This window comes from Deinococcus sp. LM3 (assembly GCF_002017875.1).
Lineage (GTDB): Bacteria > Deinococcota > Deinococci > Deinococcales > Deinococcaceae > Deinococcus.
This window is the reverse complement of sequence record NZ_MUFV01000001.1, coordinates 2,793,270-2,805,825: the sequence shown is the minus strand read 5'-3', so window position 1 is coordinate 2,805,825 and position 12,556 is coordinate 2,793,270. Positions and strand designations below refer to the sequence as shown.

Genomic DNA, 12,556 nt, shown 5'->3' with positions numbered 1-12,556 from the left:
GGGGGGAGGGTGCGCCACGCCGCGCGACTGGAGAACACTTGACACAGCCCAACAACGAGTCCGGTCTGCCCGTTCAGGCCGCGACGGCCCAGACCACGACCGGCCCGACGACTGCCACCATCCAGATCGAGAACCAGCGCGAGGCCTACTCGCTGCTGGGTGCCGGGGACGCCAACCTGCGCCGCATGCGCGAACTGACGAAAGCGAAACTGGTGGCGCGCGGTGAGACGATCACCATCACCGGCGACGAGGCCGACGTGCAGGGCGCCGAGCGGATGGTCCGCGACGCGCTGGACGTGGTGCGCGGCGGCGGGGAACTCACGCCGGACAGTCTGCTGCGCTCCGCCCGCCTGAGCGGCGAGGGCCGCAGCTTGGCCGCCGAGACGCAGGTGACGGGCCTGAGCCTGCCGCGCGGCCTGAAACCCAAGACGCCGGGGCAGAAACTGTACCTGGAGAGCATCGAACGCAGCGACATCACCTTCGGGGTCGGCCCGGCCGGGACCGGCAAGACGTACATGGCGGTCGCCATGGCCGTGCAGGCGCTGAAAGCCAAGAAGGTCAAGCGCATCATCCTGACCCGCCCGGCCGTCGAGGCAGGCGAGAAGCTGGGCTTCCTGCCCGGCGACCTGCAGGCCAAGATCGACCCGTACCTGCGCCCGCTGTACGACGCGCTGCAGGACATGCTGGACCAGGAGAAGTTCGAGTCGTACCTGACGAGCGGCGTGATCGAGATCGCGCCCCTGGCGTTCATGCGCGGCCGCACCCTGAACGACGCGTTCATCATTCTGGACGAGGCGCAGAACACCACGGGCGAGCAGATGAAGATGTTCCTGACCCGCATGGGCTTTTCCAGCAAGGTCGTCGTGACCGGCGACGTGACGCAGATCGACCTGCCGCGCCACATCACGAGCGGACTGGCGGTCGCCAAGCGCGTCCTGAGTTCCATCGACGGCATCGCCTGGCACGAGTTCACCGAGGTGGACGTCGTCCGTCACCCGCTGGTGGGCCGCATCATCAAGGCCTACGAAACGGCCGAGAACGCCGAACAGGACAAACGCGCCGCCCGGCGCGGCGAGTTTGCCAGCATTCCCGAAGGCGACGGGGACCGGGTGGATGGTCAATAGTTGATGGTTGATGGAAGGGGGCCCGGCGAGCAGGATGTCCGGGCCCTTCTCCATCCGCCATCCACTATCCTCTATCAAGTGATTGACCTGATCGTCCGTAAAACCCCCCCTGCCGGTCTGCGGCCCGCGCTGCGCGCCAGTCTGGAGGCCGTCATGGCGCATTTCGAGGTGCCGGACCGCGAGGTGACGGTCGTGCTGGTGGGTGACCGCACCATCCGCGCCCTGAAGCGCGAACACTGGGGCGAGGACGCCGTGACGGACGTCCTGAGTTTCCCCACCTGGGAGCCGGGCGACCCGTTCGTGCCGCCGCACCTGGGGGACATCGTGATCAGCCTGGATACCGCGCAGCGGCAGGCCGACGCTCGCGGCCACTCCCTGACCCGCGAGGTCGCGCTGCTCGCCAGTCACGGCCTGACCCACCTGGTCGGGAACGACCACCCGCACGCGGACGGCCTGGGCTTCGAGGAGGGCGCGCAGGGCGCCGAGTGGGACGTGTTCCACGCGGCGTGGGCGGCGGCGCAGGCGGCCCTCCCGGCCGGAAGCTGAGGGGGAGCGGGCCGGTGCGCGGCGGGTCGGCGTGGAACGCGCGGCGCTGGTGGCGTTCGGCGCGCTTCGCGTGGGCGGGCGTCCGGCACGCGTACGGCACGCAGGCGAACTTCCGGATCGAGTGCTGGGCGGCCCTGGTCGCGCTGGGCCTGTGCGTGTGGCTGCGCGCGCCGCTGGCTCCGGTTGCGCTGGCCTGCGCGCTGGTCCTGAGCCTGGAACTGCTGAACACCGCGCTGGAAGCCGTGGTGGATCTCGTGAGCCCCGAGTGGCACGCGCTGGCCGGCGTGGCGAAGGACGCGGCGGCGGCGGCCGTGCTACTCGGCAGTGCCGGCGCGCTGATCGTGGGCCTGAGCGTGCTGCTGCCGCCCCTGCTGGCCCGCCTGGGCCTGAGCTGAACCCGCCCGGCACGTCATGACAACGAACACATCGCGGCGCACATCGTCCACCGGCTGACGGTGTGAACGGCGCAGATCGTGGCAGGATACCCGGCGTGACCCATCCCCGACCCTCCCCCACCGGCGCGGCGGACGCGGCGACCGTGACCCTGCGGGGCCGCCGTCCCCGCGACCTGACGGCCCTGCGCCGCTGGTTCACGGATCCCACGGCGCAGTGGCGTCAGTGGGACGCCCCGTACCTGAACCCCGCCGACACGACCGCCTCGCTGGAGGCGTACGTCCGCCACCTGGAAACGGCTCCCACCACCCCGAACGAACGCGTGGTGGACCTGGGCGGCGCGTGCATCGGCATGCTCAACCGCGCCGAGGACGCCAGTGACGTGTGGGACCTGGGCGTGATCATCTTCGACCCGCAACACTGGGGGCGGGGGGTCGGCAGCCGCGCCCTGGCCCTGTGGGTGGGGGCGACCCTGAACGAGACCGACGCGCACGTCCTGACCTTCAGCACCTGGAGTGGCAACGAGCGCATGATCCGCGCCGCCCACCGCCTGGGTTTCCGCGAGGCCGGCCGGGTCCGGGAAGCGCGACTGGTGCGCGGCGAGCGCTTCGACAGCGTGAAACTGGACCTGCTGCGCCGCGAGTGGACGCCACTGCCATGAGTCCCGCCGCCCGAGAGGGCCGGGAAGCGGCTCCATCCAACCCGCCGGGCTTCCTGGCCACCCAGGACCTCAAGGAGCGGGGCTGGACGCCCGCCCTGATCACCCGTTTCCTGGGCGAGCATGACCGCACCCGCCCGAACGGCCTGAAGATGGGCCGCCGACGCCTGCCGCCCGTGAAACTGTACGCCGAGGAACGCGTGCTGGACGTGGAGCGCCGCGACGACTTCCTGGCCGCCCAGGCCCGCGCCGCCGACGCCCGCGACCGCGCCGCCCAGGCCCGCGAGACCCGGCAGGCCCGCCGCGCCCTGCTGCTGGAGACCGCGGCCGGGTCCTACCACCCGGTCATTCACCCGGAACCGCTGCGGCGCGGCGCGGTCCGCAAGGCGCGCGAACCGTACCTGCCTGCCCTGGACGCCGAACTGGACCGCATCGTCCGGGAGGTCGGGCGGGTCACGGAGCGCGAACGCAGCCACCTGCAGGGACTGCTGCGCGGGCGGCTGGACCTCGCGCTGGCCTCCGCGTACGACTGGTACCCGGCGCCGGGCGGCAGCCAGGACAGCACGAAGGCCACGCCGCCCGCCCCCGGCACCGCACGCGCGAAAGCCAGCGACTGGCGCGACTGGGACTGGGACTGATCCGGGCGGGCAGGAACAGGGGGGCCGCCCCCGTCGTTCAGGGGCGGCCCGCCTGAGGTGAAGCTTATCAATGGTGCGGACAGGTTCAAGCAGCTTTGACGCCGAGATCCAGCGGCCTGGACGGATGTTCCTCCAATTCAACGAATCGCCGTGAAAGACCCAGATTGGCCAGAATTCGCGAGGCGAACAGCCGGTTAAACGCGCGCCGCTTCACGTCCTCGTACGAAAACGGCACCACATCAGCCGGTCTGCCCGTACGGGCAGACCGCTCCAGTAGGTACTCCGCACGACCCAACGAAAGCGCAAAACACGCGGCGTTCCAGTGATTCTCCAGCCCCGTCGTCGACCGGAGCTGGCAGGTCGTCAGCCCCGCGAACTGCTTGGCATCACGGAAGACGAACTCCAGCTGGAACCGGGCGCTGTACAGCGCCCGGATCTCCTGTGCCGGCATGGTCGTGTCCGTGCTGCACAGCACCACATGGGCCTTCACCTGACCCTTCCGATCAAGACGCTCGATCACCACCACCCGCAGAAAGCGGCCGAAGTGAGGGGCCCACACCACCCGCGTCCACACCCGCTCCTGAGCGTCACCCGGAACGCTCTGCCACCCGCTCCAATCTTTGAAATCGACCTTGCCACCCCACTTCCGCCGGGCACCCCGGCGTGTGGGATGCGCGCCAGTGAACGGGTAGAGCAGGTTGGCATTCGACTGGAGCTTGGTGACGAAAGCGATCTTCTCGGCATGGACGGCGTCCATGAACATCTTCTTGGCGTACTGGCCGTCAGCCACGACCGCGCGCAGATGGCCGGACAGCCAAGCGCGTCGCTGGGTGAAGACGTCTTTCAGTTGCTCCAGATACTGTTCGAGGCGATCTGCCCGGTCCTGTTTGGGCCGGGTCTGACGGATGTCCAGCGGGAAGGCATGCTGGCCGGTGAGGCTGATCAGGGCCAGGCAGGACAACTCCAGTCCGGTGTCGGAACGGCTCTGCGAGCCGTTCCAGAACGCCCCGAGCCCTTCGGTCTTCTTGCCTGACTTGGGGATGAAACTGGCGTCGATGGCCAGGATGAACCGTGAACCGAGGACCCCCCAGCGAATCAGGAGTCGCACCAGTCCCCAGTGGAGTTCATCCCAGGGCAGCGTCTTGTGCATCCATCGGCGGAAGGTGCGCTCGTCCCACTCGCTGTAGCGGCTGAAGTTCCTGGCGTTGACCCGGCCTGGAATGGCTTGCCAGAGGGGAATGAGGTGAGCGAAGAAGCGGGTCTGGTGGGCTGGGAGTCCGAGGAAGAGCAGCAGCAGGGGTAACATGGGTCAGGTCTCCTTTCGGTGGTGTCGTTTCAACTTCACCGTACAGGAGACCTCTTCCTTGCACCTTTTGAAAGTGTCCGCACCATTGCTTATACGGATCCCGTTTGTTTCGCCAACAATCCGGAACTTCACCGGATTGCCGGCTCCACGTCCGGAACCCGTCTCTCTCTTACTCTGCGGAGCAGCTCTACGAGTCGCATCCGCTCGGATTGAACGGGCTTTGCAGCCCATTCAATCGGAGTCCGTATTACTTGCTGAGCAGGTCGACGGCTTTTTTCAGGATGGCGTCGGTCTGGAGGTCCACGACGGCCTCGCCCTGCGCGGCGCTGCGGCTGGGGCGTTTGATCTCGCCGGTGTAGCTGAATTTGCCGTCCTTGTCGGCGGTGACGGTCACGGGTTGACCCTCGATGGTCAGGGTGATCTTCGCGCCGGGCGTGACGCCGCTGCCGCTCAGGTTGGGGGGCGTGGTGTAGCGGGTGTCCTTGACGACCACGTCGGGCGTGATGCCCTTCTTGTGAATTTCGCGGCCCTTGGGGGTCAGCCACTCGCTGTTGACGATGGCGGCCTTGCCTCCGTCGGGGAGGGTGGTGGGGATCTGCGCGACGCCCTTGCCGAAGGTCTGCTCGCCGACGACGGTGGCGCGGCCGGTGTCCTGCAGGGCGCCGGAGACGACTTCGCTGGCGCTGGCGCTGTTCTTGTTGACCAGGACGATCAGCTTGCCGGTGTAGTCGGTGGCGCGGTTAGTGGCGTTCCCGCCGAAGACCTGGGTGCGTTTGCTGCGGTCGCGGAGGCTGACGATGGGGCCGCTCTGGATGAACTGGTCGGCCACGTCGCGCCCGGCGTTCAGCAGGCCACCGCCGTTGTCTCGCAGGTCGAGGATCAGCGAGGACACGTCCTTCTTTTTCATGTCCGCGACGGCCGCCGCGAACTGTTCGCTGGCCTTCTCGTTGTAGAAGGTGTTCAGGGCGATGTAGCCGATGTTGCCGGGCAGGACGGTCTGTTCGACGCTGACGATGGCGACCGGCTGGCGTTCCATCTTGACGGTGTAGGGTTTGCCGTCGCGGGCGAAGGTGACGTTCACGGTGGTGCCCTGCTTGCCGCGCACGAGACGAACGATCTCGTTCAGTTTGGCGCTGGTGACGTCCTTGTCGTCGATCTTGACGAACACGTCGCCGATCTGCACGCCGGCGGTGCTGGCCGCGCCGGTCCGGAAGACGTTGTCGATCTTGCCGCCGGTGCCGTCGGGGTTCGCGGCGACGAGTTGCACGCCGATGCCGTAGAACTCGCCGCTGAGGTTCTCGGCGTCGATGGCGTTGTCCTCGGGCTGGCTGTAGTACGTGAATTCGTCGTCCAGGCTGCCCAGGGCGCCGGTGATGGCGCCGCGCAGCAGTTTCTCCTGATCGACCGGGTACAGGTACAGGCGGTTCAGGTCGTTGATGACCTGCAGGAAGGATTTTCCGGTGGCAGTGCTGCTGAGGTTCGCCTGGGTGTACCCGCCGAGCTGCGCGTAGGCGACAGCGGCGGTGGCGGACAGGGCAACCCCGACGGTGGTCAGGCGTTTTGCGTTCACGCCTCAGGATAGTGCCGGCAGGTGAAGTGCAGTTGAGGATTTCATCCGGTCTGCCGCAGGCCGGGGCAGGGGGTGTGGGGCGCGGCCGTTGCGCGAGTCTTCATGGTGCGGGGGCGGGGGTGGGCTATGCTGTGCCGCGAGCATGACAGGTCCTTTCCTTCCGTCGCTGTCCTCCCTGAACGGGTGGTCCGCGTGATCGATTTCAAGAACGTCTCACTGGAGTACCCCGTGACCCGGACGCTGGCGCTGGATGACGTGTCCCTGCAGATCGGTAAGGGGGAATTCGTGTATCTGGTCGGGCATTCCGGGGCCGGAAAGAGCAGTTTCATGAGTCTGGTGCTCAAGCGGGCGCTGCCCAGCCGGGGCGAGGTGCGCGTGGCGGGCGAGCCGCTGGCACGCTACCGGGGGCGCCGCACGGCGCTGCTGCGCCGCCGCATGGGCACGGTGTTTCAGGACAACCTGCTGCTGGCGCACCTGAACGCCTTCGATAACGTGGCGTTCACGCTGCGGGTGACGGGCGTGCCGCAGCGCGAGTGGGCGCCGCGCGTGACGACGGCCCTGCGGACGGTGGGGCTGGAGCACAAGAAGTACGCGCTGCCGCTGCAACTGTCGCAGGGCGAGCAGCAGCGCGTGGCGATCGCGCGGGCCATCGTGGGTGATCCGCCGCTACTGCTGGCGGACGAACCGACCGGGAACCTCGACCCGGACAACAGCCGCGAGGTGCTGAAGGTGCTGCAGAACGTGAACCTGCGCGGCACGACCGTGGTGGTCGCCACGCACGCCCGCGATCTGGTCGAGACCTTCCGGCACCGCACCCTGACGCTGCGCAAGGGCAAGCTGGTGCGGGACGATCCGTACGGCGGGTACGCGCTGTGAACTACCACTTCCGGCAGGCGCTGCTGGCGATGCGCGGGAACGTCACGGCGACCCTGGCGACCCTGATGACCATGACCCTGACGCTGCTGATGCTGGGGTTCGTGCTGCTGCTGACCCTGAACGTGAACCGCACGCTGTCGCAGCTGGAATCGCAGGTGGAGGTCGCGGCGTTCCTGGGCGCCGACGCGCAGGACGAGGCGCTGCTGGCGCAGGTGCGGGCGCTCCCGCAGGTGACGCAGGCGACGCTGGTAACCAGCGAGCAGGTGCTGACCGAGATGACGCAGGACTCGCCGTACACGCGGGACGCGGCGGCGCTGGTGGGCAATCCCTTCCCGGACACGCTGCGGCTGCGGGTCAGCCGGGTGCAGGACTCCCGGACGGTCGCGGCGGCCGTGTCGGCCCTGCCCGGCGTGGATGACGTCGAGTACGGCGCGGGGTACGTGGACCCGACCGTGAAGACCTTGATGGCCGTGCGCGGCGCCGGGTACGCGCTGGTGGGACTGCTGCTGCTGGGGACACTGTTCAACATCCTGAACGCGGTGCGCGTGGCGATGTACGCCCGCCGGGACGAGATCAGCGTGATGCGGCTGCTGGGCGCGACGCGCGGCTTCATCCGCATGCCGCACGTGATCGAGGGTCTGCTGGTGGGTGTGCTGGCGGCGACCCTGTCGCTGGCGATCCTGGTGCCGTCGTACCTGGGGCTGGCGCGGCGCGTGCAGCAGCTGGCCCCGGTGTTCCCGGTGGTGCAGGACGCCGGGACGCTGGTGCCCCTGCTGGGTGGGGTGGCGCTGCTGGGCGTGCTGATCGGGCTGCTGGGCAGCCTGTTCGCCACGCGCCGGTACCTGCTGGAGCTGGAATGATACGGATTCCGTTTGTTTCGCTGACCATCCGGAACTTCACCGGATGGTCAGCTCCACGTCCGGAACCCGTTTCTCTCCTACTCTGCGGAGCAGCTCTACGAGTCGCATCCGCTCGGATTGAAGGGTCTTTGCGGCCCCTTCAATCGGAGTCCGTATGAGTGCGGGCCGGGGGCGGGCGGCGCTGCTGCTGTGCGCCGCGCTGCTGACCGCGCTGCCGGGCGGTACCGACTGGACCGCGCAGGCGCAGGGGTCGGCGCCGACCGGTGACGCGCCGGACCTGAGTACCAGCGAGCGGCTCGAGCAGTTACAGCGAGAGTTGCAGCAGCAGCGGCAGCTGAGCGCCGCCAAGGCGAAGGAACTGGAGGCCCTGCGGCGCAGCATCCAGAATCTCAGCGCGCAGCAGAAGGCCACGCTGTCGCGGCTGGACGCGCTGGCGGCGAACGCCTCGCGGCTGGAGAACGAGGTCGCGGTCGTCACGGCGCGCGTGGCGCTGGCCGAGCGGGCGCTGGCCGACACGACCGCGCAGCTGAAGGTCACGCAGACCCGCGTGGAGCGCCTGCAGAGCGACGTGCGCGAGGTGCTGCTGCTCCAGTACCGGGACCGCAGCGGCCGGTACCTGCAGCTGCTGTCGCAGTCGAGCAGTCTGTCGGACCTGCTGATCCGGCTGCGGTACGCGAACATGGCGGGCGAGTACAACACCCGCGTGATCGAGTCCCTGGCGGGCGAGGTCAAGGTGCTGGCCGAACAGCGCGAGCAGCAGACCCGTCAGGCGCGTGACCTGCGGACCCTGCAGGCGCAGCGCACGGCGACCCTGAAGTCCCTGACGGCGCAGCGGGCCGAGCAGAACCGCCTGCTGGCGCAGCTGCGTTCCAGCGAGGCCGGGAAGCGGACCCTGGCGACGCAGCGGCAGGCCGAGCAGGCCCTCGCGGCGCGCACGGTCGATACGCTGGTGGGTCAGGTCGTCGCGGAACGCAGCCGCCTGGAAGCCGAGCGGCAACGCCGACTGGAGGAGGAACGCCGCCGCCGCGCGGAGGAGGCCCGCCGGATCCGCGAGGCGCAGGAACGCGCCCGGCAGGAGGCGCTGCGGCTGGCCCGCCTGCGCGCCGAGCAGGCGCGGGTGGCGCAGCAACGCGCCGCCGACGCGCAGGCCGCCCGGCAGCGGGCCGCGCAGCAGGCCGCCCAGGCGCAGCGGGAGGCGCAGGTGCAGCGCGAACAGGCCGCCCTGCAGCAGCGCAGCGAGCAGGTGCAGCAGGCGCAGGTGCGGGTCGAGCAGCAGTTGCTGCCCCTGCCGGACCTGAGTGGACCGCTGGGCTTCCCGCTGCCGGGCGGGCGGGTGCAGTCGCCGTACGGGACGGGCGGGTCGCCGTGGGTGGTCCTGAGCGGCGGGTCGCAGGCCGTCGCGGCGCTCGAGGGGAACGTGCTGGCCGTCACGTACTACGCGTCGCTGGGCTGGGTGGTGCTGGTGGATCACGGGGCGAGCGTCACGGCGTACTTCGGGCTGCGTGACCCGCTGGTCAGCGTCGGGAACCGCGTGGCGCGCGGCACGCCGGTCGGCACGGTGGGCGGCAGTTCGATCATCGGGCCGGACAGCATGGCCTTCCAGCTGCGCCGGGGCGGCGTGCCGGTCTCGCCCGGCTTCTGATCAGGGGGCGCGGACCCCTTGCCGGATGGGAGCGCGGCTGGTACTCTTGTTCGGTGCGCACCCCGGTTGGCTGCTGACGGGCGCATGAACCCCGTGATCCTAACGGGAGCTGTACCCTCAATCACCTGAACAACCCGAGGTTTCCATCATGGTCAAGATTCGCCTGTCCCGTTTCGGTGCTACCCACAACCCCCACTACCGTATCGTCGTGACCGATGCCCGCCGTCCCCGTGACGGTGGCTACATCGAGAACCTCGGCCACTACGATCCCCGCAAGACCACCGAGACGTACCTGAAGGTCAACGCCGAGCGCGCGGCCTACTGGATCGCCCAGGGTGCCCAGCCCACGCAGACGGCCCGCCGCCTGCTCAAGAGCCAGGGCGTCAAGGTCGCCTGAGCGTCCCCACCCCCTGACAGGCCCCCTCGTGGGGCCTTTTTTCATGCCGCGCCCGGCCCCCGGCACTCACCCAGCGATCACCCGCGGCAGGCACCGGATTGTGCGGTGTGGACGCAGCGCACCGGCCTGCGGGGCCGGGAATGCTCTAGAATGCCCGGCATGAAGACCGATCCTGTAGACCTGACCCTGTTCCTGGCCCAGAGCGTGGTGGATCAGCCGTCGCTGGTGCGCGTGTCCCGCCGGGGGCCGACCGTGGTCGTGCGGGTCGGTGCGGGCGAGGAAGGCCGGCTGATCGGCCGGCAGGGCCGCGTGATTCAGGCGATCCGCACGCTGGTGCGCGCCGCGAGCGACCCCCGTGACCGTCTGAACGTCGACCTGGACGCCCCCCGCAAAGCGTGACCGGCGGAGCTTCCACAGACCGGACGCGCCTGGGGTACTTCCTGGGGCCGCACGGCGTGAAGGGCGGCGTGAAGGTGTTCGTGCTGGGTGACCAGACGCAGTTCGCGGCGCTGGAGCGCGTGTACGTCGAGAAACGCGGCTGGCTGAAGGTGCGCCGCGCCGAGATGCTCGCGCCGGGCGTGGCGCTGCACCTGGCGGGCGTCGTGACCCGCGAGGGGGCCGAGGACCTGCGCGGCCTGAACGTGTACGCCGCCGACGCCGACCTGCCGGAACCCGAGGACGGCGTGTACTACTACCACGAGCTGCGCGGCCTGACCCTGAGCGGCCCGGCCGGCGAGGTGCTGGGCGAGGTCGTGGACGTCGTGGACGCCGGGCATCAGGACCTGCTGGTGGTGCGTCACGCGGCGGGCGACGCCTTCGTGCCGCTGCAGGCACCGTACGTGACCGTGAACCTGAACGGGAAGCGCCGGCCCGCGTCGCTGGCGCTGACGGCCGACGCCCCGGCGGGCCTGCTGGATGCGGACGAGGCGGACGACACGGACGGGGCGGGCCGCGCCGAATGACGGACGCCCACCCCCTGCCGGACGCCACCGCTGAGGCCGACACCGGGACGCCGGACGCGGCGGGCCTGACCTTCTCGTTCCTGACGCTGTTCCCGGAACTGCTCGCGCCGTTCGCCGCCGAGGCGATTGTCGGGAAGGCCCGCGAGCGCGGCCTGCTGGACGTGCGGCTGGTGAACATGCGGGACTTCGCCGGGAACCGGCATCACAAGGTGGACGACACGCCCTATGGGGGTGGGGCCGGGATGGTCATCCGCGTGGACGTCGCCGAGCGGGCCCTGGCGAGCCTCCCTGCGGCGGACGAGGTGATCCTGTTCAGTCCGGCCGGGCAGCCGTTCACGCAGGCGGTCGCGGAGGAACTCGCGGAGCGCCGGCATCTGGTGTTCCTGTGCGGCCGCTACGAGGGCTTCGATGCCCGCACCGAGGGGCTGGTCACGCGGGAACTGAGCATCGGGGATTTCGTGATGATGGGCGGCGAGGCGGCCGCCGCGTGCGTGCTGGAGGCCGTGGCGCGGCTGGTGCCGGGCGTGCTGGGCGACCCCGAGTCTCATCAGGCGGACAGTTTCAGTTCGGGGCTGCTGGACTACCCCGAGTACACCCGTCCCCCGGAGTGGCGTGGTCAGAGCGTCCCGGACGTGCTGCGCGGCGGGAATCACGGCGCGGTGGCGGCGTGGCGGCGCGGGCAGGCGCTGGCGCGCACGCTGGCCCGCCGTCCGGACCTGCTGGTCGGTGCCCCGCTGACCCCCGCCGACACCGTGACCCTGGGCGAACTGGGCGCCACGCCGGAGCAGTTGCAGGAGTGGGGCGCGCCCCCACCGCCCCGCCCGAAACGCCGGAAACGGCCCCGCCCGGCCGACCCGGACCCCTCGCCCGGTTCCTGACCACCGCCGCGCCCCCCCACTGTGGGGTTGGCTCAAGTTGCGGCGCGCGGATGGGCGCACCATGACCGGGTATGCGCGTTCCACTGTTTCCGCTGCCTCAACTGGTGCTGTTCCCGGGCGTGGTCCTTCCCCTGTACGTTTTCGAACCCCGTTACCGTGAACTGCTGGCCGACGTCCAGGCCAGCGGGCAACCTTTCGGAATCGTGCGGATCGTGGAGACTTCCGAAACCTCCGACCGTCCCTTTCACGAGCGGGTGTCGCGGGTGGGCACGCTGGCGCACCTGCGGCAGGCCAGCCCACACGAGGACGGCACCAGCACGGTGCTGGTCGTCGGCGGGGACCGGTTCCGGGTGGACGACTTTCACCTGGACCGGCCTTACCTGTCGGCCGACGTGACCGTGTGGCCGCTGGAACCCGATCTGCTGGGAGAAGGGGTGGCGGACGAGGCGGCGCGCGGCGCGGCGGCGCAGCTGCTCACGGCCCTGCTGCGCCTGCGGCCCGGCAACGCCGACGAGCTGCGCGAGGCGGCCCCCACCGACCCGCTGCTGATGGCGAGTTTCGCGGCCACGCTGCTGCCGGCCAGCCCGGAGCAGCGCGAGGACGCCCTGCGCGCCCCGACCCTGCTGGAGCGGCTGGAGCGGCTGCTGGGCCTCGTGCCGGGTGAAGCCCGCATCCTGAACTGATCCCAGGCGGCGGCGTGGTGGCC

General features: G+C 69.9%; 15 protein-coding genes. 13 read left to right on the top strand and 2 right to left on the bottom strand.

Annotation, left to right across the window (positions count from 1 at the left end):
- The first annotated feature begins 65 nt into the window (after positions 1 to 65).
- The 5 genes from BXU09_RS13215 (at position 66) to BXU09_RS13195 (ending at position 3,359) form a co-directional block, all read left to right on the top strand.
- A complete protein-coding gene (locus tag BXU09_RS13215; RefSeq protein WP_078305025.1) occupies positions 66 to 1,124 on the top strand; it encodes a PhoH family protein in 1,059 nt (352 codons plus the stop codon).
- A gap of 78 nt (positions 1,125 to 1,202) precedes the next feature.
- A complete protein-coding gene (gene ybeY / locus BXU09_RS13210) occupies positions 1,203 to 1,670 on the top strand; it encodes an rRNA maturation RNase YbeY (protein ID WP_055363913.1) in 468 nt (155 codons plus the stop codon).
- Between the two features lie 14 nt (positions 1,671 to 1,684).
- Complete coding sequence (locus BXU09_RS13205) at positions 1,685 to 2,065, top strand: diacylglycerol kinase (RefSeq protein ID WP_078303854.1); 381 nt, start codon at positions 1,685 to 1,687, stop codon at positions 2,063 to 2,065.
- Between the two features lie 95 nt (positions 2,066 to 2,160).
- The gene (locus tag BXU09_RS13200) at positions 2,161 to 2,724 is read left to right on the top strand and encodes a GNAT family protein (RefSeq protein WP_240501240.1); all 564 of its coding nucleotides are present in this window, start codon (positions 2,161 to 2,163) and stop codon (positions 2,722 to 2,724) included.
- Positions 2,721 to 3,359 (top strand): hypothetical protein, encoded by a 639-nt coding sequence (locus BXU09_RS13195; protein WP_078305023.1) that lies wholly within the window; start codon positions 2,721 to 2,723, stop codon positions 3,357 to 3,359. The genes BXU09_RS13200 and BXU09_RS13195 overlap by 4 nt, the downstream gene beginning before the upstream one ends.
- An 85-nt stretch (positions 3,360 to 3,444) precedes the next feature.
- On the opposite strand, the gene BXU09_RS13190 is transcribed toward BXU09_RS13195, so the two are convergent.
- Both BXU09_RS13190 and BXU09_RS13185 read right to left on the bottom strand, forming a co-directional pair.
- Positions 3,445 to 4,665 (bottom strand): transposase, encoded by a 1,221-nt coding sequence (locus BXU09_RS13190; protein ID WP_144011945.1) that lies wholly within the window; start codon positions 4,663 to 4,665, stop codon positions 3,445 to 3,447.
- Between the two features lie 247 nt (positions 4,666 to 4,912).
- Positions 4,913 to 6,235 (bottom strand): S41 family peptidase, encoded by a 1,323-nt coding sequence (locus BXU09_RS13185; protein WP_078303850.1) that lies wholly within the window; start codon positions 6,233 to 6,235, stop codon positions 4,913 to 4,915.
- A gap of 192 nt (positions 6,236 to 6,427) precedes the next feature.
- On the opposite strand from BXU09_RS13185, the gene ftsE reads away from it, so the two are divergent.
- The 8 genes from ftsE (at position 6,428) to BXU09_RS13145 (ending at position 12,533) form a co-directional block, all read left to right on the top strand.
- A complete protein-coding gene (gene ftsE / locus BXU09_RS13180; protein WP_099748032.1) occupies positions 6,428 to 7,111 on the top strand; it encodes a cell division ATP-binding protein FtsE in 684 nt (227 codons plus the stop codon).
- Positions 7,108 to 7,971, top strand: coding sequence for an ABC transporter permease (locus tag BXU09_RS13175; RefSeq protein WP_240501238.1), 864 nt, complete (start codon positions 7,108 to 7,110; stop codon positions 7,969 to 7,971). Before ftsE ends, BXU09_RS13175 begins: the two co-directional genes overlap by 4 nt.
- A gap of 154 nt (positions 7,972 to 8,125) precedes the next feature.
- On the top strand, positions 8,126 to 9,613 hold the full coding sequence (locus BXU09_RS13170; protein ID WP_078303839.1) for a M23 family metallopeptidase: 1,488 nt from the start codon (positions 8,126 to 8,128) through the stop codon (positions 9,611 to 9,613).
- Positions 9,614 to 9,761: 148 nt separating this feature from the next.
- Entirely contained in the window at positions 9,762 to 10,010 is a 249-nt protein-coding gene (rpsP, locus tag BXU09_RS13165; protein ID WP_055362339.1) for a 30S ribosomal protein S16, read from the top strand.
- 159 nt (positions 10,011 to 10,169) lie between these two features.
- On the top strand, positions 10,170 to 10,409 hold the full coding sequence (locus BXU09_RS13160; RefSeq protein WP_078305021.1) for a KH domain-containing protein: 240 nt from the start codon (positions 10,170 to 10,172) through the stop codon (positions 10,407 to 10,409).
- Positions 10,406 to 10,972, top strand: coding sequence for a ribosome maturation factor RimM (gene rimM / locus BXU09_RS13155; RefSeq protein ID WP_078303836.1), 567 nt, complete (start codon positions 10,406 to 10,408; stop codon positions 10,970 to 10,972). The genes BXU09_RS13160 and rimM overlap by 4 nt, the downstream gene beginning before the upstream one ends.
- The gene (gene trmD / locus BXU09_RS13150; protein ID WP_078303832.1) at positions 10,969 to 11,850 is read left to right on the top strand and encodes a tRNA (guanosine(37)-N1)-methyltransferase TrmD; all 882 of its coding nucleotides are present in this window, start codon (positions 10,969 to 10,971) and stop codon (positions 11,848 to 11,850) included. Before rimM ends, trmD begins: the two co-directional genes overlap by 4 nt.
- Positions 11,851 to 11,921: 71 nt before the next feature.
- A complete protein-coding gene (locus BXU09_RS13145; protein WP_078303829.1) occupies positions 11,922 to 12,533 on the top strand; it encodes an LON peptidase substrate-binding domain-containing protein in 612 nt (203 codons plus the stop codon).
- The last annotated feature ends 23 nt before the right edge of the window (positions 12,534 to 12,556 follow it).